The following is a 25,783-nucleotide window of genomic DNA, read 5'->3' as shown; positions in this document are numbered from 1 at the left end:
CTGCATCGGGGGTCACAGAGGTGTAACACGGACACACCCCACCTCGGTCATCTTGTCACCACTGGGCACAGGGTGCGTACCGAGGTGCCCAACGACACGTCATCGACACGTACCCTTGGCACCGTCGTCGATGACGCAACATGGGGGAGAGATCCGGTGGGCTTGTTCCGGCGCCGCAAACAGACGGCTGTGCCGAGCCATGACCGCGCTGCCAGTCGCGGCGATCTGGACCATTTGGAGAACTTCATCCGCAGTCGGCGCGGCGTCGAGGCGTACATCGAACCCCGCACGACGGTGACGGAGACCACTGTCATCCTGATCGCCGACGACGGGGAGTGGACCCGCCGGCGCATCGACGGCCCGGACGGCGCCCGGCGCTTCGCGTACCGGATGGGCATCCCCGTGTACGACGTCCGGCTGATGGGCTACCCGCAGCGGATGCGCGACTTCAACGAGCGCCGCAAACGTCGCCCCGAGCAGTACTGAACGTGCGGAAGGGCCACCTGCCAACGCAGGTGGCCCTTCCGAAAATCCGTCAGCCGTTGGCGGCGACGTCCTCGACAAGCTGCACCAGGGTGCGGACCGGGACGCCGGTGCCGCCCTTGGTCCAGTAGCCGGTCGGCTCGCCCGAGTGGTAGCCCGGCCCGGCGATGTCGATGTGCGCCCAGGCCACGTCGTCGGTCACGAACTCGCGCAGGAACACCCCGCCCTGCAGCATGTGACCGGCCCGGTCCATGCCGGCGTTGACCTGCGAGATGTCCGCCACGTCGGACTCCATGCCCTTGCGCACGTCGTCGGGCAGCGGCATCGGCCACGCCGGCTCGCCGACCGCGTCGCCGACCGCCTGGACCCGGTCGCACAGCTCCGGGGTGCCCATCACGCCGGCCATCCGCTTGCCCAGCGCGATCACCTGGCCGCCGGTCAGGGTGGAGGTCTCGAACAGGTAGTCGGTGCCGTCCGCGCAGGCGCGGGCCATGGCGTCACCCAGGACCATCCGGCCCTCGGCGTCGGTGTTGAGCACCTCTACCCGCTTGCCGTTGAACATGGTGATCACGTCGCCCGGCCGGTAGCTGGTGCCCGACGGCATGTTCTCCGCCATCGGCAGGTACGCGCTGACCGCCACCGCCGGCTTCAGCGCGGCGATCGCCAGCATGGCCGCGCCGACCGCGGCGGCGCCCGCCATGTCGGACTTCATCTCCCACATGCCCTGCGCCGGCTTGATCGAGATGCCGCCGGTGTCGAAGGTGATCCCCTTGCCGACCAACGCGACCCGCTTGCCGTTGCCACCGCTCTGCGGGGTGTAGGTGAGCTTCACCAGCCGCGGCGGGGCCTCCGAGCCCTGCCCGACCGCGACGATGCCGCCGTACCCGCCGGCGGCCAGCGCCGCCTCGTCCAGCACCTCGACACCGAGGCCCGCGGCACGGGCGGCGTCGGCGACCGCGTCGGCGAACGACGGCGGACGCAGCTCGTTCGGCGCGGTGTTCACCCAGTCCCGGCTGGTCCGGACCGCGCCCGCCACCGCCAGCGCCCGGGTGACCTCCGCCTGGGCGCCCGCGTCACCGGCGTCCGGCACCGCGATGAGCACCTCGGCGACCGGCTCCCGCCGGGTCGGCTGCGGGCGGGTCTTGTAGCCGGCGAACCGGTACCCGCCGAGCAGCGCACCCTCGGCGACCGCGCGCAGCTCCGCCGACGCGTCCGCGTCGTCCGGCAGCGGCAGGGACAGGGCGACCTTCGGAGCGCCGGCCAGGGCCCGGATCGCCGTACCGGCGGCCCGGCGAAGCGTCTCCGGGGCCGGGGCGGCACCCGACGGCTCCGGGCCGAGCCCGACCGCGACGACCAGCGGCGCGGTCACGGTGCCCAGCGTGGCCAGCTTGACGACCTCACCCGGCCCACCTGTCGCACCGAGCAGCGCGAGGGTCTCGGTCAGCTTGCCGTCGAAGGCGACGGCGATGCTCTCCGCGCCGCTGGCGAGCAGCAGGGTGCCGGCGAGGCCGCTGGTGGCGTCCTGCTCTCCGGTCTGGCTGTGCACGCCGATCACGATCGCGTCGACGGCGAGCTCGGCCGGGTCGGTGTCGACCAGGCTCAGGTTGGTGGTGCGGGGTGATGTCACTGAAGCTACTCCGGGCGGGCCGGGCCGGTCGCGGCGTCGCGTACCGGCGGTGAAGGTCTCCGGCGGAACCTACCCGCCGGACGTCATGGCTGTCCCGCCGACAGCGCCAGCGGGCTCCCGCCGATGCTAACCAGCCACGTTGCCCCCGGTAAGTTGCCACCCATGACCGACGTGACCTCCGACGCCGCCGCGACCCGGCTGCGTCGTTCCCCGCTGCACGAGCGGCACACCGCCGCCGGCGCCAAGTTCGCCCCCTTCGGGGGTTGGGAGATGCCGCTGGAGTACGCCGGCGGCGGTGTGCTCAAGGAGCACACCGCGGTGCGGACCGCGGTGGGGGTCTTCGACGTGTCGCACCTGGGCAAGGCCCGGGTGAGCGGCCCCGGCGCGGCCGACTTCGTCAACGCCTGCCTCAGCAACGACCTGGGCCGGATCGGCCCCGGCCGGGCGCAGTACACGCTCTGCTGCGACGACGCCACCGGTGGTGTGGTGGACGACATCATCGCCTACCTGTACGCCGACGACCACGTCTTCCTCATCCCGAACGCCGCGAACACCGCCGAGGTCGTGCGCCGGTTGCGCGCCGCCGCGCCCGCGCAGGTCACCGTCACCGACGAGCACGAGGCGTACGCCGTGCTGGCCGTCCAGGGCCCCCGCTCGGCCGAGCTGCTGGCCGCCCTCGACCTGCCCGTCGAGCACGGCTACATGAGCTTCTCCGCCGCGAGCCTGGCCGGGATGGAGTTGACCGTCTGCCGTACCGGCTACACGGGCGAGCTGGGCTACGAGCTGGTGGTGCCGGCGGAGCACGCCGTGGCCGTCTGGGACGCGCTCTTCGCCGCGGGTGCGGCGTTCGAGCTGCGGGCCTGCGGCCTGGCCGCCCGGGACACGCTGCGTACCGAGATGGGTTACCCGCTGCACGGGCAGGACCTGTCCCTGGAAATCAGCCCGGTGCAGGCCCGTTCCGGCTGGGCGGTCGGTTGGGACAAGCCGGCCTTCTGGGGCCGCGACGCGCTGCTCGCCGAGAAGGCCGCCGGCCCCCGGCGTACGCTGCGCGGCCTGGTGGCCGTCGACCGCGCGATCCCGCGGCCCGGGATGACCCTGCACGTGGGAGACACCCAGGTCGGCGAGGTGACCAGCGGCACCTTCTCGCCGACTCGCAAGCAGGGCATTGCGCTGGCCCTGTTGAACACCGACGCCAACCTGGCCGAGGGCGACGAGGTGGAGATCGACATCAGAGGCCGCCGAGCCCCCCTGAAGCTGACGAAGCCTCCCTTCGTAACCCCCTCAGTGAAGTAGCCGCTTCACGCCGTTGATCATGAAGTTATTGCCACCGCCGCCGGCGTGTCATGGCAATAACTTCATGATCAACGCGGTGATCAGTGGGGGAGGGGGGTCAGCGCGTGGGGGTTGGGGGTTCGCCGGAATCCAGGACGGCCTGGGTCCATCCGCCTTCGATGACGCCGGTCGCGTCCAGGACCGCCCAGTCGACCACGTCGGTCGCCTCCACCACGACCGGTGCGCCGATGCGAACCGACGGGTCGGTGTTGGCGTCGCTGGCGCTCACGCCGACGATCCGCTCCGGGGCCTCCCACGAGGTGACGCCCGCCCAGACGTACTCCGGGCCGTCGTCGCCGGGCAGGCCGTACTTGACCACGAGCTGCGACTCGGCGGGAAGGTGGCCGGCGACGAAACGGGCGCGCGCGTCACCCAGCGCGGCCCGCGCGGTGGCGACCGCCCGGCTCATCGCGTCACCCGAGCGGGCGTAGCGCACGTCCGGCTGGATCCCGGAGAACAGGGTCGCGCAGGCGGCGGCGTAGTAGCGCCCGTCCGGACCCGGGTGCCCGGCCGGTGGGCGCAGGCTGAGGAACGAGTCGGCCTCCGGGTCGGTCGCCGGGTCCAGCTCCAGGCGCAGCAGCACCGGGGCGGTCGCGCCGTGCTGCTCCGGGTTGCCGTACGCGACCGCGATGTCGTGACCGGTGACGGTGGCGAGCACCGGGAGCTGCACGAACGCCGGCACCTCCTCGCCGGTGAGCCCGTCGGTCCAGTCCCGCAGCAGCCGGCGTGCCGCCCCGGTCATCACCGCACCCCAGGCGCGGGTGAGGTGGTCGGGCACCCCCTGGGTCTGCAACTCCAGCAGCCCGAAGCGGCGCAGCCCCTTGGTGGTGAACCAGAGCCCCTCGGTGTCCGACGAGTACGGCACCAGGACCCAGTCGACCAGCCGGATGCGGCCCTGCTCGTCGGGGAGCGAGCGCAACGCGGTCGCCGGGTCGAGGAACTGCAGGCCGAACACGTCCACCACGTCGCCGTCGACGGACTCCGCCACGGCAGCCGCGACCGCCCGGGCCGCCCACTCGTGCGCGGGCGGCCAACCCGGCCGGTACTCGGCCTGCACGACCACCAGGTGGGTCGCCGCGGCCAGCCGGGCCAGCTGCTCCTCGGTGGCGCCGAACGCGGTGAGCAGGTCCGGTGGCAGCTCGGGGAACTCGGTGATCGGCCGGGTGTCGACGCTCATCAGCGGGCTGTCCAGCATCTGCCTGGCCAGCCCGTGGACCGGCTCGGCCAGCCGGCCGGTCAGCGCCGCCACAGCGGTCTTCGCGCTGACCTTCGGCAGCCCCGCCATCGGCACCAGGTAGGTCGCGCTGAGCGACTCCGGCACCGGTACGGGCAGGAAGTCGTCCGTGATGAGCATTTCTGGTTCCCCCGGTGGCCGTGCCGGTGCTGTCGAGCCGAACGCTACCCGGCCCGCCGCGCCCGGTTCAGCCGGACAGCACCAGACCCAGGTAGACCAGCGTGGTGACCACCTCGACTGTCGCGCCGAGAACATCCCCGGTTATCCCGCCGAGCCGGCGTACCACGTGGTTCAGCAGCAGTAACGCGACGGCGAGCGCGACCGCCACGGCCAGCGGCCCCTGCCACGGGCGGCCCGGCACCGCGCCGACCGCCAGCAGCGCGACGGCGACCGCGCCGGCGGTCAGGGCCACCGGGCCGACGGTGCCGGCCACGAGCGCGCCGAGCCCGTCCGGCCGGGCCGCCGGCACTCCCCGCCGGCAGGCCACCGTGACGCCGAGCCGCCCGGCGGCGGTCGCCGTGACCACCGCCGCGACGCACGCCGGCCAGGACCGCCCCGCCAGGTCGGCCAGCGCCGCCGCCTGCACCAGGAGTACGACCACCAGGGCGACCACCCCGAACGGGCCGACGTCCGGCTTCTTCATGATCTCCAGCGCGGCCGCGCCCCGCCGGTACGAGCCGAGCGCGTCCACGGTGTCGGCGAGCCCGTCCAGGTGCAGCCCTCGGGTGAGCAGCGCGGCGGCGCCGACCGTCACACCGGCGGCCACCAGTGGGGGAGCGACAGCGGCGGTCAGCAGCAGCACACCGGCCAGCAGGGCGCCGAGCAGCGCGCCGACCGCCGGGGCGAGCGCCATCGCGGTGCCGGCCACCGGGCGGTCGATCCGTCCGGCGCGCACCGGCAGCGTGGTGAACGTGGTGAGCGCGAGCCGGGTGCCCGCGAGGAACCGCGACTCAGCCGGCACGCCAGCCCGACGCTGGCTGCTCGTCCGCACCGGTGCTGGCCGGGCCCGGCCCGGCCGGTTCCGGTTCGGCGAAGTCGGGCTCGGCGAGGTCCGGGTCGCTGTCGTTCACGTACGGGTCGTTCACGGCGGGGTAGCTGGGCTGCGGCTCGTCGACGGCCGGGTCCGTTTCGTCGTCGCCGCCGAGCGACGGGTGGACCGGCAGCGCGGCCGACAGCGCCAGCACCGAGCGCAGCAGCGGGAGCGCGACCAGCGCGTTCGCGCCCTCACCGAGATCCATCCGCAGGTCGAGCAGCGGGGTGAGGCCGAGCACGTCGGCGGCGAGCCGCACCGCCGGGTGCCCACCGTGGTCGGCGAGCAGGCACCAGTGCCGGGCCTGCCCGGCCAGGTCCCGGCTGACCATGCCGGCGGCCACCCCGACCGGCCCGTCGAGCAGCACCGGCACCCGGCGCGCGGTGGCACCGAGCAGCACACCGGTGGCGACCGCGATGTCGCCGCCGCCCAGTTCGGCCAGGATGTCCTTGGCGCCGCGCGACGAGCGGCGGGTGCGGTGCAGGGCGTCGCGTACCGCCGCGCAGCGGACCATCCACGCCGCGTCGTCGATCTCACCGGAGTCGGTGATCACCCGGCCCAGCACGGCGGGCGGCTCCGCGCCGGCCGTCGCCGCGAGCACCGCTGCGGCCGCCGCCTCGGTGCCGGCTCCGCACGCCCCCAGGACCAGCAGTTGTACGCCGGCGTCGGCCGCCTGTTCGGCCAGCCGCCAGCCGTAGCGCAGCGCCGACTCCACCTGATCGGGTGAGAGCGCCGGTTGGTCTTCCATCGGGGCGGAAACCGGGGCGTCCACCACCTGGAGGCTGGCGCCACTCTCGGCGGCCAGCCGCGCCAACGCGCCCTTGCCCGCGCGGGCCTGCGCGGCTCGTCGCGCCGACTCACCGGGGATGGTGCCGGCCGACCCGCCGCCAGCGTGGTCGCCGCGCAGCAGCAACACCCGCACCGAGCTCCAGGCGCGGGGGGTCGAGGTGCCCTGGGTGCCGGCGGCGAAGCCGACCACCCGGTCGAGCACGCCCAGCCCGGCGCCCGGTACGTCCAGCGTGGCCAGCCGGTCCACCGCCTGCGGGCCCGCGTACTCGTCGGGCATCGGCAGCTCCATGCCGGGCTGGATGACCAGCCCGGTGGCCACCATCGGCAGTGCCATGGTCGGTGCGGCCCAGGGGTTGCCGGGCTGCTGGTTCGGGGTGGCCGGCGGCGCGTGCGTCAACACGTCGGGCAGCTGCACCTCGGGGGTGGGCTCGGCGTCGGCCAGGGTCGCGACGACCGGCGCGGTCACGCGGGCCGAAGCCGACGGCGCGGCGGCAGGGGCCGACTGGGCGATCGTGGTGGCGGCCGGCTTCAGCCAGACCGGCTGACCGGCGACGACCAGCGCCACCGCGTCGCAGGCGTCGGCGACCGCACGGTTGGCCGCGCCCAACGCGTCGGTGAACGCCCGGCCCAGCGGGGTGGTCGGCACCAACGACAGCCCCACCTCGGGGCTCACCAGCACCACCCGCGCCGCGCAGCCGCGCAGCGCCTCGGCCAGCTCGGCGATCGTTGCGACGTCGTCGGCGGGCTGGTGGTCCGGGTCGAGCAGCACCGTCACCCAGCCGCCCAGGTCGTCGACGAGCAGCGTCTCGTTCGGCTCGGCGGACTCGAGCACGTCGGCCAACCGGCGCGGGTCCTCGGTGGTCTCCTCGGTGGTCCAGCTGCCCGGCCGCCGGGCGCGGTGCGCCGCCAGCCGGGTGGCCCACTCGGTGTCCTCCGGGTCGCCCTCGGGCGCGGTGGCGACGTAGCGGACCACCGGCGCGTCGGTGACCAGGGACTCGGCGAACTCGGACTTGCCAGACCGGGTACCGCCGAGCACCAGGACCGTGTTCCACCCGTCTACGGACATGCCCGTACCTTAAGGCCGCCGGGGGTGGCGGTGCCTGCCGGCCCGGCGTGGTGGTCGAAGGACCCGCCGTCGGTGCTGCGGGCCCGGCCGCCAACCGGATTGATCCACCTGCGGGTCCCGGCGAGGGCTAGCGAGCGGCCGTTGCGCGCCGGGCCGACTACGCTGGCGGGGGTTCGTCCCACGGGGACTTCAGCGGCGAGGGGAGACGCGGCATGGCGTGGAGCTGGCGGTACGAGGGCACGGACGGTCAGACGGTCGAGGGGCCGGCGGAATCGTTCGGCAGCCAGGCCGACGCCGAATCCTGGATCGGTCAGACCTGGCGGGAGCTCGCGGCGTCCGGCGTCACCTCGGTCGCGCTGATGGAGGACGACCGGGTGGACTACCGGATGAGCCTGCTGCCCACGGCCGAGTGATGGCCTACGACCGGCCGGGTGGCGACGGGCTGGTCCTCGGCGTGCCCAAGGCGGCCTTCCGACCCAGCCCGGTCTTCCTCGGCCTGGTCGCTCTCTTCGTGGCCGGCGGGGTGCTGGCCTGGAACGGGTACGGCAATGCCCGGTTCAACGTGTTCCTCTTCGTGGTGTCCGGCTGGCTGGTGTCGCTCTGCCTGCACGAGTACGCCCACGCGGTGGTCGCCTACCGGGCCGGCGACCGGGACATCGCCCACCGGGGCTATCTGACGCTCAACCCGCTGAAATACACGCACCCGCTGCTGTCGATCGTGTTGCCGGTGGTGGTGGTGCTGCTCGGCGGCATCGGCCTGCCCGGCGGCGCGGTCTGGGTGGACCGGCACGCGATCCCGGGTCGACTGCGGCACACCCTGGTCAGCCTCGCCGGCCCGGCGACCAACGTGTTGTTCGCGTTGGTGCTGGTGGCGGCGGTGCGGATCGGCACCCAGTCGGCGGGTGGCCCGGTGGAGTTCTGGGCCGGGGTGGCGCTGCTCGCCTTCCTGCAGATCACCGCGAGCGTGCTCAACCTGCTGCCGGTGCCGGGTCTGGACGGCGGCAACATGATCCAGCCGTGGCTCAACCCGCAGTGGCGCAAGATGTACGACCTGTTCGCCCCGTACGGCTTCATCCTGCTCTTCGCGCTGCTGTGGAACCCGCGCATCGGCGGCTGGTTCTTCGACGGGGTCTTCGCGGTCGGTGACGCCCTGGGCCTGCCGTCCTGGCTCTACGCCACCGGCCTGGACCTGATCCGCTTCTGGCAGGGCTGAGCTGACCGGCAGGGCTGAGCTGACCGGCAGGGCTGAGCTGACCAAGGCCTGGCAACGGGCTGAGCTGACCGGGCCGGCCGGCGCGAATCTCTCGTGTCGGCCGACCCGGAGCGGCGTCAGGGACGCTGCGCGGGGGACTCGGTCTTCGACGGGTCCCGCTCGGTGACCGGCTCGACGATCTCGTCGATCGCCTTGAGCAGCGCGGAGTCGAGCTTGACCCCGGCTGCCTTCACGTTGTCGTACACCTGCTCCGGACGCGACGCGCCGATGATCGCCGACGAGACGTTCGGGTTCTGCAGGACCCACGCCACCGCGAGCTGGGCCATGCTCAGCCCGGCCTGCTCGGCGATCGGCTTGAGCTGCTGCACCCGGGTCAGCACGTCGTCGTTCATGAACCGGGAGATGAAGCCCGCGCCGGACTTCTCGTCGGTCGCGCGGGAACCGGCCGGCGGCGGCTGCCCCGGCAGGTACTTGCCGGAGAGCACGCCCTGCGCCATCGGCGACCAGACGATCTGCCCGATGCCCAGCTCCTCGCTGGCCGGCACGACCTCGGCCTCGATGACCCGCCAGAGCATCGAATACTGCGGCTGGTTGGAGACCAGCGGGATGTGCAGCTCCCGGGCGAGCGGGTGCGCGGCGCGCAGTTGCGCGGCGCTCCACTCGGAGACGCCGATGTAGTGCGCCTTGCCGGAGTGCACGACGTCGGCGAACGCCTCCATCGTCTCTTCCAACGGCGTGCTGCTGTCGTACCGGTGGGCCTGGTAGAGATCCACGTAGTCGGTGCGCAGCCGCCGCAGCGAGCCGTTGATCGACTCCATGATGTGCTTGCGGGAGAGGCCACGGTCGTTACGGCCCGGCCCGGTCGGCCAGTAGACCTTGGTGAAGATCTCCAGCCCTTCGCGGCGCTCGTTCTGCAACGCCCGACCGAGCACGTCCTCGGCCCGGGTGCCGGCGTACACGTCGGCCGTGTCGAAGGTGGTGATTCCCGCGTCGAGTGCGGCCTGGACGCAGGCGAAGGCGGCGTCCTCCTCGACCTGTGAACCGTGGGTGATCCAGTTGCCGTACGAGATCTCGCTGACCATCAGGCCGGAACGGCCCAGGTGTCGGAATTCCATGTACCGACCCTAACTCCGGTGGATCACGACCGCCGACCGGCCACTCAGAGCACCGGGTTGGCGTCGGTGAGTAGCCGGTCGATCTCCTCCAGCACCTCGTCGCGATCGCGGTGCACCGGGTCGATCAGTGGCAGGCCGCGCCGGTCCAGCGCACCCCACCGCCCGGTCTCGTTGCCGAACAGGAACGCAACCGGGTGGATGACCAGCATCGGGTGCGTCGGGGGGACCAGCACCGCGTTGGTGCGATCCACCACACCGCGCCGGCCCGCCACGTCGACCACGGCGAGGCCCTCGTCGGTGAAACCGTCGACCTGCTGACCGTCGGCCAACTCGGTGACGAACCCGTGGTAGCGGGTCGGCACGACGATCCGGCCGGTCCGGTCGACCGCCCCCCACCCCTCGCGGCGTACCGCGGCCAACCCGCGGCGGAACGGTCGTACCTCGGCGAAGTTGGGCGGCACCTGCACGGTGCCGGTCGCGTCGATCGCCGTCCATCCGCCCTCACCGACCACCCAGGCCAGGCCGTCGCTGAACGGGTGCGCCGCCCGGTAGGACGGCGGGATCACCGTCGTACCGAGCAGGTTGATCAACGACCACCGGTCGGTGTCCGGCCGGCGGACCCAGGCCAACCCGTCGTGGAACGGCTGCGCCTCGGCGTACCGGGCGGGGATGACCATTTCGCCGTCCTGGCCGGTGTAACCCCACAGCGGTCCGTCGCGATCCGGCACCGGGGGTCGGTCACGGTCGAGCACCTCGTCCCGACTCCGGGGGTACGGCCCGAAGCCGTCCGCCGTGGCCCGGACGCTGACCGCGTCGAGGGCCACCCGGACCCGGTGCAGCAGTTCGGCGTCGCCGGCGCCGCGCAGGTTGAGCGCCTGCTCGAAGTGCTCGCAGGCCTCCATGAGCCGTCCCTGGTCGTAACACGACCGCCCGGCGTGCTCGTGCAGCGCGGCCCGCAACCGGTCGGGAAGCTCGACCGAGTTGGCCTGGGCGAAGAGCTGATCGGCCTCGGCGAACTTGCCGCGCCAGCGCAGGACGTGCGCCAACCTGGCCTGGGCCAGCGCGGTCCGGCGCAGTTCGCCGGTGGCCTCTGCATAGGTGAGGGCGAGCCGACCATCGGCCAGCGCGTCGTCCAGGTCGCCGAGGATCCGCGAGGCCACCGCCCGGAGGCTCAGCAACCGGGCCCGGGCGCGGTTGTCGTTCGCCGAGCCCAGCTTCTCGGTGAGTCGCCGCCGAATGGCCCGCAGGTCGTCCGGTTCGGTCAGCTCCTCGCGCAGCGTCACCGGGTCCAACCGCCAGCGGTACGCGGCCAGGACCTGCTCCGGGTCGCCCGGGTCGGCCAGCGACGGGCGGGTCACCGCCGGCGCGGTGTCGGCGGGTGGTGACACCGGCGCGCTGTCCCCGCTGAAGCCGTTCCTCGGGCCGGGGACGGCCGAGGCGGGTGGCGCGGACATCGGCATGGGTGGCGCGGAGACGGGTGGCGCGGAGACGGGTGGCGCGGAGACGGGTGGTGCGAATGCGGGTGGCGCGGAGACGGGTGGTGCGAATGCGGGTGGCGCGGACGTCGGCATTGTCGAAGCGGGCGGCGCCGAGACGGGCGCTGCCGGCATGGGCGCGGGGGAGGTCGGCCCTTCGGAGACGGGCGCCGCGTCGGGCGGTGGCATCGACGCGGGCGGTTCGGACACCGGCGCCAGGAAGGTCGGTTCTGCCGGCGCGGGCGGTGCGGACACGGGCGCCGCAGCGAACGGTGACGCGGGCGGTGCCGAGACCGGGGGCGCCGAGACCGGGGGCGCCGAGACCGGGGGCGCGGAGACCGGGCGTGCGGGCGGTGCGGAGACCGGCGCGGGGGGTGCGGATACGGGTGTCGTGGGGACCGGCGGTGCGGACACAGGTGGCCCGGACACAGGTGGCGCGAAGGCCGGTGGTGCGGAGACCCGGGTTGCGGGCGGTGCGGAGACCGGTGGGGCCGAAACCGGCGGTGCCGAGACGGGTTCGTGCGCGCCGTCGTCAGCTGTCTCGGGTCGGGACGGCGGCACCACGGGGAACGACCAGTCGTCGGCCGCCGACACGTCCGTCGGTCCTGTGCTGCTTGGACCGTCAGGCGCGTACCCCGAATGGTCGTGTGTCGCGGCCTCGTCCGTCGGGTCGTGCTCTGTCGGGGCGGTGTCCTCGGTGGGACGAGTGGCGACGTCCTCGTGCTGGTGGTGCGGCAGCGTCGTGGCAGGGATGCCGGAGACCGGCCGGTCGCCCTCCAGCGAACCCGGCTCGACGGCCGACGGTGTGTCGTCTGGGTCGTCCGCCCAGGTGTGGGTGGCACCGGTGGTCGGGTCCGCGGGTGGCGCGGAGATCGGCTCCGGGAGGTCGGCCGAGGCCGACCCGACTGCGGGCTCGCGGGACGGAGCGTCGTGAGCGAGGGATGTGGGTGTCGACGGGTCCCGGTCTGTCGTGGCCGACGCCGAGAGGTCGAGGTTGTCGTCCGGCTCCTCGTCGACCGAGGCGGACGACGGTGGCGCCGAGGGCGGCTCGCTGCGCTCGGGCTCGGCCTGCTGAGCGGGGCTGAACCATGCGTCCGGCCCACGGGCGGTCGAGACCTCGTCGGACTGCCGAACGGGCGCCACCGGCTCTTCCGAGGGCGGCGGGGGCACGTAGCGGCGCGGTGTGCCGGGGGCCAGCGGGAGCGCCAGGTCGACGTCCTCCACGGAGGGCGCCGGGGCCGCAGGGGGCGGCGTGGCTGGGCTCGGCGTGGCAGGGATCGGGGTGGCAGGGGTGGGCGGTGTCGGGGTCGGCCGGGTGGCCGGCGGTGCCTGCACCTGCCAGGCGGGCGGCGGCGCGACCGGCGGGCGGGCGTCCGCCGTGGGGGCCTGCCGCTCGGACGAGGAAGGCCACTGCGGCGGGTGCGGGCGCTCCGGCGAGTGCGGCTGCTCCCGCGGGCCCGTTTGAGCCGGCGAGTGGGGGCGTTCCGGCGAGCCCGTCTGGGCAGGCGAGTGCGGGTGGTCCGATGGGAGCGGGCGCTCCGGCGGGACCGGCCGGCGGTCGGTCGGCGCGCCGGTGTCCACCGGGTCGTCGACCCGTCGACGGTCCAGGTCCTCGCCGCGCCGTTGGTCCACCGGGCGGTCTCCGACGTCCGGACCGGGGTAACGCGGCGGCGGGGCGGGGTGTGGCCCGGCAGCCGGCGTCGGGGCGGCCGGCGTTCGGCGCTCAGGTGACAGCGGGACGTCCGACCGCTCGTCGGAGACGGGTGGGTCCACCGGCGCGGGCAGGTACTCCAGCCGCAGGCGTGCGGCAGGTGGACCCGAGACGGGCAGGTCGGCTCCGGGGGAGACAGGGGCGGCCGACACCGGGCGGTCCCGACCGGGCGCGGCGGGGGAGACGGGCGCAGGCGACACCGGGCGGTCCCGACCGGGCGCAGCCGGAGAAACGGGCGCTGGCGACACCGGTCGTTCCGGGGAGACCGGTGTGGCGCGACCCGACGTGACCGGTGGAGCCGTCGCGGCGGGCCGTGCGGGGCGCTCGTCGTACCGGGAGGGGGTGGCCTCCGGGCGCTCGTCCGGGCGCGACGGCGGCACCGGCGGCCGCTCCGGCCGCGCGGCCGGCCGCGACGGGACGCCCGGGTCGGCGCCGCGATACGGGTCGGGGCTGCGGTGTGGGTCGGGGGCGCGGTGTGGGTCGGGGGCGCGATGCGGCTCCGTGGCGCGGCGCGGCTCGGTGCGGTGGCTCTGCTCGCGGGTGCGGTCCGGACGCAGCGGACCCGGCGGCGGCCAGGGCAGGCTGCCGTCCGGCGGTTGGCTGGGCTGCGGCCGAGGCTGGCGGTACCCGTTCTCGCGTGGCCCGTCCTCGCGGTACCCGTCCTCGCGGTACCCGTCCTCGCGTGGCCCGTGCTCGCGTGGCGCGTGCTCGCGTGGCCCGTTCTCGCGGTACCCGTTCTCGCGCGGCCCGTGCTCTCGATACCCGTCCTCGCGGTAGGCGTCCGGTCGGGCCTCCTCGCGGGGCCGCCGATCCGGGTACGACTCGGCGCGGGCTGCCGCCTCACGAGGCTGCTGCCGTTGCGGCTCGGTGTCGGGCCGACGCCGGTCGTCGTCGCGGCGGGGCTGCTCGGGCATCTCCGGCTCGGGTCGTCGCCGTCGTCCACCGTTGGGTGCCTGTGCCGCCTCGACGCCCTCGTCCGCGCGGTAGCGCCGCTCCGGGCGTCGAACGTCGTCGGCCGCCCGGTCCGGGTATCCATCCGAGCGGTACCGCTGGTGGGCTTCCGCGGACGCCCACGGGTCGGCGGCGTCGGGGAGGCGGTCGTCGGCAGTGCGGCCGTTGTGGTCACGGGTGGGTCGTTCGCCGTACCCGTCGCCCGGGTGCCGTTCGTAACCGGCGGCCGGTCGCTCCTGCGTGCCGCGTCGACGCGGTGAGTCGTCCGGCTCGGGCATCCAGCCGGAGTCGGACCGGGGCGCGGGGGAGACCGGGGTTCCGCCCGGGTACCCCCGATCCCGCTCGCTGGGGTCCTGCTGCGGGCGGCGGCCGTCGTACCGCTCGGAGGCGGGCTGGTCGCGGTGCCAGGCGGCCTCCCGCGCCGGCCCCCGCTCGTCGGCGGGGCGTCGGTCGGACCAGGCGGTACGGCGGTCCGACTCGGAGGTGCGGCGCTCGTCGCGCCGAGGTGGCTCGGGCAGGGGCCTGCGGTACGGCTCGTGGTCGTAGTGACGGGAGTCGGCGCTGTCGGACCGCCCGTAGGCGGACGCGTCGACCTCGCTGCGGGCCCGGCCGTAGGTCGGTGTCTCGTCCGGCTCCTCGTCCACCCAGGAGCGGTTGGGGGGTGCCTGTTCCGCCGGCGGTTCGTCGGCCCAGGAACGGCCGAGGTAGGTGCCGTCCGGGCGGGTCGGTGCCAGCGGCGGCACCTCGGCCCGGCCGCTCACAGTGGCGCGGCCACGCGGTGACGGCTGGTGGATGGCGCCGATGTCGCCGGGGTAGCGCTGCCCGGGGAACTGGGGGTGCCACTCGGTGGTCGGTTCGACCACCCAGGACGGCTCGTTCGGGTCTGGCCACCGGTCGTCGTAACGGCCGTTCATCCGCCGAGCCCGTCGCCACACCCGGCCACTCGGCCGATCCTCGACAGAGGCGAGCTGTCCGCAGCCGCAGCGGGGTGACCTCCGGGCGTCCGGTCGCCGCCTGCCACGCCCCGGTGGCCAGCTCGCGTCCGCTCGCTCACGGCGTTTGTCACCTCGTTGCAAATTGTCGCGCTGGTGCCTCGCGTGCCGGTCAGATCGCCCGCTCCGGCAGCCCGTGGCTGCCGATGGAGGGTAACGGCGTGGGCTCGCTCACCGCCACTGTGGCGCCGCCCACGGGCGCAAACGTTATCCCAATGGTTTCGGACATTTGGTCCTATAACAGAATCTGGTCTCCGACCTTACCGCACTGGCCGACCGCCCGTATCGGGCGGGATCACCGGCTTCGGTCAGGGGTGCTCCATGATGAGGACGGCGAACGTACCGGGCGTGAGCGCCTCGTAGCGGTGCGGCGCGTCACCGGCGAAGGTGGCGTAGTCGCCGGGGTTGAGTTCGACCGGAGCCGTCTCGGGGCCCACCCGCAGGCGGCCGGCGGCGAGCACCACGTGCTCGACACTGTGGGGAGTGTGCCCGTCCGCGGCGCGGATCGCCCCCGGCTCCAGCTCGATCAGGTAGACGTCCCGGCGCAGGTGTGCCTCGCCCGCGCTGAGCAGCGTGCCGGTGAAGTCGGCCCGCTCGGAGCGGACCCGAGGACCGTCCCCTGCCCGGACCACCCGTACGCCGTCGTTGGTCGGCTCCACCAGCCGGCTGAACGGCACGCCGAGTGCCACGCCCAGAGCCCAGAGCGTCTCCACGCTCGGGTTGCCGGTGCCCGATTCCAGTTGGGAGAGCGTGGACTCGGCGACCCCCGCCCGCCGGGCCAGCTCGGTGAGCGAGATGCCGACGCGTTCGCGCTCCCGGCGGAGGGCGGCGGCGATGGTGGCCAGCGGGGCCGCGGGTTCCGGAGGCATACGGTCGCTCCACTGGATCAACGTTCGGTTCGGCGAACAGCATCAGCTGTTCAGCATGCTGAACCAGACCCGTCCTCAAGCAAGAACCGCACAACTTCGGGGAAAGTGCTCCCTCCTGTGTGCCGGAGGCAGCGTCATCCCTGATGTTGTGCGGATCTTGTCCAGTGCGTGGGTGACCCTCGGGCCGACCCGGTCAGACCTTGTCGCCGAGCTTGACCTGGGGAGCCGGGGCGCGCATGCGCCGGAAGGTGATCGACCGCATGACCGCGTAGAGGTAGAGCGAGCCCATGCGCTGGTCGGTCTTCGGGAAGCGTTCGCGGACCAGCTTGCTGATCTTGCGGCAGATCAGGATCGAGTCGATGACCACGCCCAGCGCCAGCGCGCCCCACAGCACGTTCGAGATCAACCGGACCAGGGGCGGCATGGCCGCGTTCGACCCGATCAACACGATCAGCGCGCCGCCGAAGAACCAGGTGCCGACCGTACGCCGGGAGTCGACCACGTTGCGGGCCAACAGCCGCTCCGGGCCGCGGTCGCGGGGGCCGCCCTCACGGCGGAACTCCGAGGCGGCCTCGGTGCGCAGTTGGCGGCGACGCTCTCGCTCCTCCTCCTTGGTGAGGGGGCGGCTGGGGCCGGCCGGACGGCGACCGACGGTCGGCCGCTTGGGCGTCTCCCGACCCTTGGCCGGGGTGTAACCCCGGGACCGCTCGGCGGTCTCCTCGGGGGTCACCGAGGTGACGGCCTCGTCGACGAGGTCGGTGGACTTGCGGCGAAAGAGCGACGGCACGCGGCAAGGGTAGCCAACGGTCCGCGCCCGGTGCACATCGCGGTACAGCGGCCGACGGCTCCAGGTCGCAGCGCGACCTGGAGCCGTCGTGGTCGAACGAGGGTGAGCGGGGTTACGGACGTTCGGTGTGCGCGCCCAGGTCGGCGAGCTTCGCCTCGAAGTCCTCGTAGCCCCGGTTGATCAGGTCGACGCCGTACACCCGGGAGGTGCCCTCGGCGGCGAGCGCCGCGATCAGGTGGCTGAACCCGGCGCGCAGGTCCGGGATGACCAGGTCGGCGGCGTGCAGCTTGCTCGGCCCGGCGATCACCGCGGAGTGCTTGAAGTTGCGCCGGCCGAAGCGGCACGGGGTGCCGCCGAGGCAGTCGCGGTAGACCTGAATGTTGGCGCCCATCGAGTTGAGCGCCTCGGTGTAGCCCAGCCGCTGCTCGTAGACCGTCTCGTGCACGATCGACAGGCCGCGGGCCTGGGTGAGCGCCACGACCAGTGGCTGCTGCCAGTCGGTCATGAAGCCGGGGTGCACGTCGGTCTCCAGCGCCACCGCGTTCAGCTCACCACCCGGGTGCCAGAAGCGGATGCCGCCCTCCTGGCCGAGGTCGCCCAGTTTCGGCGCGCGCGCGTCGGTGACCTCGTACTCGCCGCCGACCGACCGGAAGATGTTCAGGAAGGTCATCATGTCGGCCTGCTGAGCGCCGAGCACCTCGACGTGGCCACGGGTGGCCAGGGCGGCGGCCGCCCAGCTCGCCGCCTCGATCCGGTCCGGGATCGGCCGGTGGGTGTAGCCGTGCAGCTTCGGCACACCCTGGATCTCGATCACCCGGTCGGTGTGGACCTTGATGATCGCGCCCATCTTCTGCAGGATGCAGATCAGGTCGATGATCTCCGGCTCCACCGCGGCGTTACGCAGCTCCGTGACGCCCTCGGCCATCACCGCGGTCAGCAGCACCTGCTCGGTGGCGCCGACGCTCGGGTACGGCAGGGCGAACTTGGTGCCGTGCAGCCCGTTCGGCGCGGACAGGTGCAGACCCTCGGGCCGCTTCTCGACAGTGGCGCCGAACTCGCGCAGCGCCTGGAGGTGGAAGTCGATCGGGCGCGGGCCGATGTGGCAGCCGCCCAGGTCCGGGATGAACGCGTGCCCGAGCCGGTGCAGCAGCGGGCCGCAGAACAGGATCGGGATCCGGCTGGAGCCGGCGTGCACGTTGATCTGGTCGGTGCTGGCGCTCTCCACGTTCGCCGGGTCGAAGACGAGCTCGCCGTCCTCGGCGCCGTCGGTGACCTTGACGCCGTGCAGACCGAGCAGACCCCGGACCACCTCGACGTCGCGGATCTTCGGCACGTCGAACAGTCGGCTCGGGCTGTCGCCGAGGAGCGCGGCGACCATCGCCTTCGAAACCAGGTTCTTCGCGCCGCGCACGCGGATCCGCCCTTCGAGCGGAGTGCCTCCGTGAACGACCAGGACGTCGTCGGTCAACGCAACCTCCAGCGCGTCGGTGCTGCAGTGTTATTGGTGGGGCGCCTGAGCCTTCTCGCTACCCCGGATGCGGCCATGTCGAAACGGCCCGCTTGTCTCTTCGCTCCGGGCAGCATAGCCCTCCGTGACGAAAAAGGACTCGGTCACATCGGCGTGTGTGGCATTAATCGGTGATCCGGCACTTTTGCGTACCAAGAGCGCTACAGATCGTGATCAGGACGCCGTCGGTGGCGGGGTGTCCGCGCCGGGCAGCGCGAGCATCTGGTCCAGCGCGACCCGGGCGTGGTGCGCGGTGTCGGGGTCGACCGTGATCTGGTTGACGACCCGGCCCGCGACCAGCTCCTCAAGGGCCCAGACCAGGTGCGGCAGGTCGATCCGGTTCATCGTCGAGCAGTAGCAGACGGCCTTGTCCAGGAACATGATCTGCTTGTCCGGGTGCGCCAGCGCGAGCCGGCGGACCAGGTTCAGCTCGGTGCCGAGCGCCCAGGCCGAGCCGGCCGGAGCCGCCTCGATGGTCTTGATGATGTATTCGGTCGAGCCCACGTGGTCGGAGGCGGTGACCACCTCGTGCCGGCACTCCGGGTGGACCAGGACGTTGACACCGGGCACCCGCTCCCGGACGTCGTTGACGCTCTCCAGCGTGAACCGGCCGTGCACCGAGCAGTGCCCCCGCCAGAGGATCATCTTGGCGTCGCGCAGCTGCTCCGGGGTGAGCCCGCCGCCGGGCTTGTGCGGGTCGTAGAGCACGCAGTCGTCCAACGACAGGCCCATCTCCAGCACCGCCGTGTTGCGGCCCAGGTGCTGGTCCGGCAGGAAGAACACCTTCGACCCCTGCTCGAACGCCCAGTCCAGGGCGCGCTTGGCGTTGGAGGAGGTGCAGACCACGCCGCCGTTGCGACCGACGAAGCCCTTGATGTCGGCCGAGGAGTTCATGTACGTCACCGGGACGGTCTCGCCGGCGATGCCCAGCTCGGTGAGCGTGTCCCACGCGGCCTCGACCTGACCCAGAACCGCCATGTCCGCCATCGAGCAGCCCGCGGCCAGGTCGGGCAGGATCACCCGCTGCGCGTCGGTGGTGAGGATGTCGGCGCTCTCGGCCATGAAGTGCACGCCGCAGAAGAGGATGTATTCCGCGTCCGGACGGGCCGCGGCCTCCCGGGCCAGCTTGAACGAGTCACCGGTCACGTCGGCGAACTGGATCACCTCGTCGCGCTGGTAGTGGTGCCCCAGCACGAAGACCTTGCTGCCCAGCTTCGCCTTCGCGGCCGTGGCGCGGGCCACCAGATCCGGGTCACTGGGCGCCGGAAGGTCGCCCGGACACTCGACGCCGCGCTCGGTGTCGGGGTCGCTGCCCCGGCCGAGCAGCAGCAGAGCCGTCGCCGTGTTGGAGGGTTCCACCCAGGTCGAAGTCACGTAGCCATGGTCCCACAGCGCGAGCGCGACGCAGCTTCCGTCGGTGTGGGCTGCCACACTGCTCGGCATGCGCGTGCTGCTCTGCCCGGACAAGTTCGCCGGCACCCTGCCCGCACCGGAGGTGGCCGCCGCGGTGGCCGCCGGCTGGCGCACCGTCACCGACGGTGACGACCTGCTGATCCGACCGCTCGCCGACGGGGGTCCGGGTTTCGTGGAGGTGCTCGCCGAAGCGCTCGGCGGCCGGCGGTTGCCGGTGCCGACGGTCGACCCGCTGGGCCGTCCGGCCGCCGGTGAGATCCTGCTCACCACCGACGGCGCGACCGCCTACCTGGAGAGCGCCCAGGCGTGCGGTCTGCACCTGCTCTCTCCGGCCGAGCGCGACCCGAAGACCACCACCTCGTACGGGCTGGGGGTGCTGGTGGCCGCCGCTGTGGAGAGCGGCGCCCGGACGGTGGTGATCGGGCTGGGTGGTTCGGGCACCAACGACGCCGGAGCGGGGATGCTCGCCGCGCTCGGTGTCACACCGCTCGACGCCGGTGGTGCCGCGCTGCCGTACGGCGGGGCTGCGCTCGCCGCTGTCGACGCGGTGGACGGCGTGCCCCGGCTGCGTGGCGTCCGGCTCGTCGCGGCCACCGACGTGGACAACCCGCTGCTCGGTCTGCACGGCGCGAGCAACGTGTTCGGCCCGCAGAAGGGTGCCGACCGCGCCGACGTACTGCTGCTCGACGCCGCGTTGGAGCGCTTCGCGGCGGTGCTGGAACGCGATCTGGCCGGCTGCCCGGCGGGGCTCGGCACGATGCCCGGGGGCGGGGCCGCCGGCGGCATCGGCGCGGCGCTCCTCGCCCTCGGCGGCGGCTGCGAGTCGGGGATCGGCCTGGTCACCCGGGCCACCCGGCTGGACGCGGCGCTGGACACCGCGGACCTGGTGATCACCGGCGAGGGGTCGTTCGACCACCAGTCACTGCGCGGCAAGGTGGTCGCCGGGGTGGCCGGTGCCGCCCGCGACCGGGGTGTGCCCTGCGTGGTGGTGGCGGGGCAGGTGAGCACCGGCCGGCGAGAGGCCGCCTCGGCCGGGGTCACCGACGCGTACAGCCTGGTCGAGCACTTCGGTGGGGAAGCGGGCGGCGGGCTCGACGCCGCGCTGAGCAGGCCCGCCGAGGGGCTGCGCGAGCTGGGCGCCCGACTGGCCCGGCAGTGGAGCCGCTGAGCGTTCCGGCCGCCTGACGACCGGGTCCACCTGGGGCGGGCGTCACGCCACGCGGGTGCGCCCGGCCGAGGCGGCGTACGATCGGCGGAGGACCACAACCGGGAATCACTGGACGGCGCGCGGCGTTGGCCAGTGCGTCCGGACCCAAAACCGCGCAGGGAGACTTCCACGTGACCACGCCAGCGCAGACCGAGTCGACCGAGGCCCAGGCCCCTACTTCCGTCGAGGCCCAGGCCCCTACTTCCGTCGTCCTCACCGACGTCGCGGCGCAGAAGGTCAAGGCCCTGATCGAGCAGGAGGGCCGCGACGACCTGCGGCTCCGCGTCGCCGTGCAGCCGGGCGGCTGCTCCGGCCTGCGGTACCAGCTCTTCTTCGACGAGCGCTCGCTCGACGGTGATGTCGTCACCGACTTCGGTGGTGTCGAGGTCGTCGTCGACCGGATGAGCGCCCCATACCTCTCCGGCGCGACGATCGACTTCGCCGACCGGATCGACGCCCAGGGCTTCACCATCGACAACCCCAACGCGGGCAGCTCCTGCGCCTGCGGTGACTCGTTCAACTGAGTCACGCACCACGCACCAACGACGACGGGGCCGTCCTTCGGGACGGCCCCGTCGTCGTACCGGCCCGGGCGTGATGCCGCCTGGGAGCGGTCCCGACGCTTTCGTGACGGGCCGGTTGCCGTTGTCCGACCGACCGGTCACCGCCGGGTTGCCGGGCCGGTAGTCTGACCGCGCCCTGCTCCCGACCCCGAGGGTTGACATGAAGATCGCCGTCACCGGCTCGATCGCCACCGATCACCTGATGAGCTTCCCCGGCCGCTTCGCCGACCAGCTCATCGCCGATCAGCTGCACAAGGTGTCCCTCTCCTTCCTGGTGGACGACCTGGTGCTCCGCCGAGGTGGCGTGGCGGCGAACATCTGCTTCGGCATGGGGCAGCTCGGTTTGAGCCCGGTGCTGCTCGGCGCTGTGGGGGCGGACTTCGCCGACTACCGCTCCTGGCTGGAGCGCCACGGCGTGGACTGCGACTCCGTGCACATCAGCGAGGTGGCGCACACCGCCCGGTTCGTCTGCACCACCGACACGGACATGTGCCAGATCGCGTCGTTCTACGCCGGTGCGATGAGTGAGGCGCGCAACATCGAGCTCGCCCCGGTCGCCGACCGGCTCGGCGGACTGGACCTGGTGCTGGTCAGCGCCAACGACCCCGAGGCGATGCTCCGGCACTCGGCCGAGTGCCGCACCCGCGGGTACGCGTTCGCCGCCGACCCGTCGCAGCAGCTCGCCCGGATGGGCGGCGAGGACGTGGTGGCGCTGATCGAGGGCGCCGAGTTCCTGATGACCAACGACTACGAGAAGTCGCTGCTGCAGAGCAAGGCGAAGCTGAGCGACGACCAACTGCTCGACCTGGTCAAGGTGCGGGTCACCACGCTGGGCAAGCACGGTGTGGAGATCGCCGGGCGGGGCATCGACCCGATCCACGTGCCGATCGCGCGGGAGATCCGGGCGGTCGACCCGACCGGGGTGGGGGACGGCTTCCGGGCCGGCTTCTTCACGGCGCTCTCCTGGGGGGTCGGCCTGGAGCGGGCCGCCCAGGTCGGCTCGTTGCTGGCCACGCTGGTTCTGGAGACGGTCGGCACCCAGGAGTACGACGTCCGCCGCGACCTGTTCGTCAAGCGGCTCGCCGAGTCCTACGGTGACACCGCGGCGGACGAGGTCCGCCCTCACCTCCTGCCATAGCTGGTTGCCTCCCGTGATCGTTGGCAGCTGGGCAGCACGACAGGCCGAGCGAACTGCTGCTCAGCAGCCAACGATCACGAACGGGGCGGCCCTTTGCCCGGCCGGGCAAAGGGCCGTCGACTGAGGCTGACCTGGATCGACGAATCAAGCGGGGTCAGTGGCGGCGGCGGATGTCGTAGGCCGGGCCGTCCGGGCCCTTGACCGACCCGAGGAACTCCTGGCCGCGCATCCGGCACCAGGCGGGGAGGTCGACCGCCGCCGCCGGGTCATCGGCGAGCACCCGGACCACAGTGCCCACCGGCAGCTGTGGCAACCGCCGGGCCGCCGCGATCACGGGCAGCGGACAGCGCTGCCCCCGGCAGTCGATGACCTCGTCCGGCATCGTCACAGCCCCACCACCCCGGCGTCGGCGCGCAGCTCGGCGACGATCCCGGGCAGCTCGTCGAGGAACCGCTCAACGTCCGCCTCGGTCGTCTCCCGGTGCAGGCTGACCCGCACGTTGCCGTGCGAGAGCACCCCCATCGCCTCCAGCACGTGCGAGGGACGCAACGTGGACGAGGTGCACGACGAGCCGGACGACACGGCGAAGCCCCGCCGGTCCAGTGCGTGCAGCAGAGCCTCACCGTCGACGTACAGGCACGAGAAGGTGACCAGGTGGGGGAGCCGGAGCACCGGGTCGCCGACCACCTCCACGTCGGGCACGTCCGCCGCGACCCGCGTCCGGATCCGGTCCACCAGCGGGTCCAGCCGGGCGGCCTCCGCCGCCGCGTCGGCCGCCGCGGCCCGCAGGCTCGCCGCCGCCGCCACCACTGCGGGCAGGTTCACCACCCCGGGGGTACGACCACCCTCCCGCTCGTCGGCCGGCCAGGGTGACTCCCAGCGGGTGCCCTTACGGACCGCCAGCACCCCCACCCCGGGTGGACCGCCCCACTTGTGGGCGCTCGCGCTGAGCACCGACCAGCCGGCCGGCAGGGGCACCCGGCCGACCGACTGGGCGGCGTCGACGTACAGCGGCACCCCCGCCTCGGCGCAGATCGCGGCCGCCTCGGCGACCGGTTGCACTGTCCCCACCTCGTGACTGGCTGTGATCAGGGCGGCCAGCGCGACACCGGGTGCGCGAACGGCGGCCGACCACGCGGTCACGTCCAGCCGACCCACCCGGTCGACCGGCACACTGGTCGCGGTCCCACCCGCCGCCACGTGCCGCTCCGCCGCGTGCAGCACCGCCGAGTGCTCGATCGCCGAGTGCACCAGCGTCGCCCCGACCCGGTGGCGCCCCGCCAGGCCACCGAGCACCGCGCCGTGAGCTGCGGTCGTACCGCTGGGGGTGAAGGACACCTCGTCCGCGCGGACGCCGAGCGTCAGCGCGGTGGCCTCGCGGGCGGCGTCGAGCAGCTGCCGTGCCCGGCGGGCCTGGCTGTAGAGCTTGCCCGGGTCGGCCCAGCCGTCGTCGAAGGCGGCCAGCAGCGCCTGCCGCGCGACCGGATGCATCGGCGCGGCGGTCGCCGCGTCCAGGTAGACCGGGGATGCGCTCACAGATCCGCCTTTTGTTCGCGATTGCGGGGCTCGCAACCCCGGCTCACTCCTCGCGCTCACAGATCGACACGCTATCGCGGCGGTATGCCCATCATCCCCCCAATGGGGGGTGGACAGTGACCCCACCACGGCCGACTCCGTCATGGTCGAGTAATCTGCGACCGTCGGTGACGCCTTTGCCGTCGGTGCTGAGGAAAGACCCACCGCGGCGCGCTAGGGAGGCAGGACCAGGTGGTCGCAAGGAGTTCGGAGGTACGGCCGTCGGCCGTACGGCACAGCGCTTCCCCAGGGGTCGGTGGCCGCCGGGGGCGTGGTGCTGGTCGGTTGACCGGGCTCGGTCTCGGTGGCGTGGCGCTGCTGGTCCTGCTCACGGGCTGTGACGTAGGGCAGGCGTTTGACGGCTTCGGCTGGCCGCAGGGCGGCATCTCGCCGGAGTCGAAGCGGATGTACGACCTGTGGATCGCCTCCTGCATCGCCGCGCTCGCGGTCGGTGTCTTCGTGTGGGGTTTGATCTTCTGGTGCGTCGTGCGCTACCGCAAGCGTGGCAACACGCTGCCGGTGCAGACCCGCTACAACCTGCCGATGGAGTTCCTCTACACCATCGCGCCGATCCTGATCGTCTCCGTGCTCTTCTACTACACGGCGATCGTGCAGACCGACGTCGACAAGTTGTCGAAGAACCCGGACGTCACGGTCGAGGTTGTCGCCTTCAAGTGGAACTGGCAGTTCAACTACCGCGACGGCCAGGGCCCGGAGGCCCGCACCACCGCGTCGACGCTCGGCACCAGTGAGGTCATCCCGGTGCTGGTGCTGCCGACCAACCGGTCGATCCGGTTCGAGGAGACCAGCCGCGACGTCATCCACTCGTTCTGGGTGCCGGAGCTGCTGTTCAAGCGGGACGTCATGCCGGGCAAGATCCGCAACGTGTTCGAGGTCTCGAGCCTGGACGCCGAGGGTGCCTACGTCGGGCGCTGCGCCGAGCTGTGCGGCAGCTACCACGCGTTCATGAACTTCGAGCTGCGGGTGGTGTCGCCGGAGAAGTACGACCAGTTCCTGGCGGCCAAGCAGGGCGGCAAGTCCACGCAGGACGCGCTGACCGAGATCGGTGAGGACCCGTACGCGGAGACCACGCGGCCGTTCGACACCCGCCGGACGCAGGGCAACTTCAACCCGGACGACGTTCCGGCCCGCACGGGAAGCTGAGGCAGCCATATGAAGACCGAGTGGCGTATCTTCCTGATCATTGCCGCGTTCCTGCTCGGCGCCACCATCCTCTACGGCGCCTGGACCAACGGCGCGTCCGGTGGCATCGAGTGGGTCGGCACCGTGGCCCTGCTGCTGTCGTTCCTGCTCTGCACGATGTGCGGTGGCTTCTTCTGGTTCGTCTCCCGGCGTATCGACCTGCGCCCGGAGGACCGCCCGGACGCCGAGATCGCTGACGGCGCCGGCGAGGTCGGCTTCTTCAGCCCGGGCAGCTACTGGCCGTTCGGCCTGGCGCTGGCCGCCGCGATCGCCGCGCTCGGCATGGTGTTCTGGCAGTACTGGCTGATCGGCGCCGGTCTGGTGGCTGTCGTCTTCTCCGCCTGTGGGCTGCTGTTCGAGTACTACAGCGGCACCCGGCGCACCGCCGAGCACTGATCCACCCGGTCGCTCGCGACCGACCTGCGTGACGAAAGGCCCGTTCCCCGAGTGGGAGCGGGCCTTTCGTCGTGCGGGAGGCCGGATGGCGCTGCGTGTCAGGCGGC

The 25,783-nt window shown here is 73.0% G+C and carries 21 protein-coding genes; 9 read left to right on the top strand and 12 right to left on the bottom strand.

Going from position 1 to position 25,783, the window contains the following annotated elements; all coding sequences use genetic code 11:
* Positions 1–156: 156 nt before the first annotated feature.
* Positions 157–486, top strand: coding sequence for a hypothetical protein (locus tag AC3CF1_RS11060; protein WP_088949477.1), 330 nt, complete (start codon positions 157–159; stop codon positions 484–486).
* Positions 487–535: 49 nt separating this feature from the next.
* On the opposite strand, the gene AC3CF1_RS11055 is transcribed toward AC3CF1_RS11060, so the two are convergent.
* Complete coding sequence (locus tag AC3CF1_RS11055; RefSeq protein WP_099856160.1) at positions 536–2,110, bottom strand: leucyl aminopeptidase; 1,575 nt, start codon at positions 2,108–2,110, stop codon at positions 536–538.
* Positions 2,111–2,272: 162 nt separating this feature from the next.
* Here AC3CF1_RS11055 and gcvT point away from each other — a divergent pair, with 162 nt between their 5' ends.
* A complete protein-coding gene (gcvT, locus tag AC3CF1_RS11050; protein ID WP_354983544.1) occupies positions 2,273–3,403 on the top strand; it encodes a glycine cleavage system aminomethyltransferase GcvT in 1,131 nt (376 codons plus the stop codon).
* 97 nt (positions 3,404–3,500) lie between these two features.
* On the opposite strand, the gene AC3CF1_RS11045 is transcribed toward gcvT, so the two are convergent.
* From AC3CF1_RS11045 to AC3CF1_RS11035, 3 genes are all read right to left on the bottom strand, one after another.
* The gene (locus tag AC3CF1_RS11045; RefSeq protein WP_088949474.1) at positions 3,501–4,796 is read right to left on the bottom strand and encodes a DUF2314 domain-containing protein; all 1,296 of its coding nucleotides are present in this window, start codon (positions 4,794–4,796) and stop codon (positions 3,501–3,503) included.
* A gap of 67 nt (positions 4,797–4,863) precedes the next feature.
* Positions 4,864–5,637: an adenosylcobinamide-GDP ribazoletransferase gene (locus AC3CF1_RS11040; RefSeq protein WP_488450373.1), complete on the bottom strand. Its 774-nt coding sequence runs from the start codon at positions 5,635–5,637 to the stop codon at positions 4,864–4,866.
* The gene (locus AC3CF1_RS11035; protein ID WP_488450371.1) at positions 5,627–7,561 is read right to left on the bottom strand and encodes a bifunctional adenosylcobinamide kinase/adenosylcobinamide-phosphate guanylyltransferase; all 1,935 of its coding nucleotides are present in this window, start codon (positions 7,559–7,561) and stop codon (positions 5,627–5,629) included. The genes AC3CF1_RS11040 and AC3CF1_RS11035 overlap by 11 nt, the downstream gene beginning before the upstream one ends.
* Positions 7,562–7,773: 212 nt before the next feature.
* Between AC3CF1_RS11035 and AC3CF1_RS11030 the strand changes: the two genes are divergently transcribed.
* Complete coding sequence (locus tag AC3CF1_RS11030) at positions 7,774–7,974, top strand: hypothetical protein (RefSeq protein ID WP_088949470.1); 201 nt, start codon at positions 7,774–7,776, stop codon at positions 7,972–7,974.
* Entirely contained in the window at positions 7,974–8,774 is an 801-nt protein-coding gene (locus AC3CF1_RS11025; RefSeq protein ID WP_354983541.1) for a site-2 protease family protein, read from the top strand. The genes AC3CF1_RS11030 and AC3CF1_RS11025 overlap by 1 nt, the downstream gene beginning before the upstream one ends.
* A 116-nt stretch (positions 8,775–8,890) precedes the next feature.
* Here the strand turns inward: AC3CF1_RS11025 and AC3CF1_RS11020 are convergent, their stop codons facing one another.
* The 6 genes from AC3CF1_RS11020 to nadA form a co-directional block, all read right to left on the bottom strand.
* Positions 8,891–9,889: an aldo/keto reductase family protein gene (locus AC3CF1_RS11020; RefSeq protein WP_210794971.1), complete on the bottom strand. Its 999-nt coding sequence runs from the start codon at positions 9,887–9,889 to the stop codon at positions 8,891–8,893.
* A gap of 44 nt (positions 9,890–9,933) precedes the next feature.
* A complete protein-coding gene (locus AC3CF1_RS11015) occupies positions 9,934–14,940 on the bottom strand; it encodes a WG repeat-containing protein (RefSeq protein ID WP_488450368.1) in 5,007 nt (1,668 codons plus the stop codon).
* 386 nt (positions 14,941–15,326) lie between these two features.
* Positions 15,327–15,887, bottom strand: a complete 561-nt coding sequence (locus tag AC3CF1_RS11010) for a helix-turn-helix domain-containing protein (protein WP_488450366.1) — start codon at positions 15,885–15,887, stop codon at positions 15,327–15,329.
* A gap of 193 nt (positions 15,888–16,080) precedes the next feature.
* Positions 16,081–16,674: a DUF3043 domain-containing protein gene (locus AC3CF1_RS11005; protein ID WP_488450364.1), complete on the bottom strand. Its 594-nt coding sequence runs from the start codon at positions 16,672–16,674 to the stop codon at positions 16,081–16,083.
* A 112-nt stretch (positions 16,675–16,786) separates the two neighbouring features.
* Positions 16,787–18,142 carry a UDP-N-acetylglucosamine 1-carboxyvinyltransferase gene (gene murA, locus AC3CF1_RS11000; RefSeq protein WP_088949465.1) on the bottom strand — a complete coding sequence of 452 codons (1,356 nt, stop codon included), beginning with the start codon at positions 18,140–18,142 and terminating at the stop codon, positions 16,787–16,789.
* A 213-nt stretch (positions 18,143–18,355) separates the two neighbouring features.
* On the bottom strand, positions 18,356–19,555 hold the full coding sequence (nadA, locus tag AC3CF1_RS10995; RefSeq protein ID WP_099857817.1) for a quinolinate synthase NadA: 1,200 nt from the start codon (positions 19,553–19,555) through the stop codon (positions 18,356–18,358).
* A gap of 67 nt (positions 19,556–19,622) precedes the next feature.
* On the opposite strand from nadA, the gene AC3CF1_RS10990 reads away from it, so the two are divergent.
* The 3 genes from AC3CF1_RS10990 to AC3CF1_RS10980 all read left to right on the top strand — a co-directional run bounded on the left by AC3CF1_RS10990 (position 19,623) and on the right by AC3CF1_RS10980 (position 22,502).
* Positions 19,623–20,762, top strand: coding sequence for a glycerate kinase family protein (locus AC3CF1_RS10990; protein WP_354983561.1), 1,140 nt, complete (start codon positions 19,623–19,625; stop codon positions 20,760–20,762).
* A 170-nt stretch (positions 20,763–20,932) separates the two neighbouring features.
* Positions 20,933–21,325 (top strand): iron-sulfur cluster insertion protein ErpA, encoded by a 393-nt coding sequence (erpA, locus tag AC3CF1_RS10985; protein ID WP_088949463.1) that lies wholly within the window; start codon positions 20,933–20,935, stop codon positions 21,323–21,325.
* A gap of 199 nt (positions 21,326–21,524) precedes the next feature.
* Positions 21,525–22,502: a carbohydrate kinase family protein gene (locus AC3CF1_RS10980; RefSeq protein ID WP_088949462.1), complete on the top strand. Its 978-nt coding sequence runs from the start codon at positions 21,525–21,527 to the stop codon at positions 22,500–22,502.
* A gap of 154 nt (positions 22,503–22,656) precedes the next feature.
* On the opposite strand, the gene AC3CF1_RS10975 is transcribed toward AC3CF1_RS10980, so the two are convergent.
* Entirely contained in the window at positions 22,657–22,890 is a 234-nt protein-coding gene (locus AC3CF1_RS10975) for a sulfurtransferase TusA family protein (RefSeq protein ID WP_088949461.1), read from the bottom strand.
* Positions 22,887–24,038 carry a cysteine desulfurase family protein gene (locus AC3CF1_RS10970; RefSeq protein WP_488450360.1) on the bottom strand — a complete coding sequence of 384 codons (1,152 nt, stop codon included), beginning with the start codon at positions 24,036–24,038 and terminating at the stop codon, positions 22,887–22,889. Before AC3CF1_RS10970 ends, AC3CF1_RS10975 begins: the two co-directional genes overlap by 4 nt.
* Positions 24,039–24,269: 231 nt before the next feature.
* On the opposite strand from AC3CF1_RS10970, the gene ctaC reads away from it, so the two are divergent.
* Complete coding sequence (gene ctaC, locus AC3CF1_RS10965) at positions 24,270–25,241, top strand: aa3-type cytochrome oxidase subunit II (protein ID WP_328381682.1); 972 nt, start codon at positions 24,270–24,272, stop codon at positions 25,239–25,241.
* A gap of 9 nt (positions 25,242–25,250) precedes the next feature.
* Positions 25,251–25,676: a cytochrome c oxidase subunit 4 gene (locus AC3CF1_RS10960; RefSeq protein ID WP_088949458.1), complete on the top strand. Its 426-nt coding sequence runs from the start codon at positions 25,251–25,253 to the stop codon at positions 25,674–25,676.
* Positions 25,677–25,783 lie beyond the last annotated feature (107 nt).

Source organism: Micromonospora sp. MGP-C2, assembly GCF_057766525.1.
This window is presented reverse-complemented; position numbering and strand designations above follow the sequence as displayed.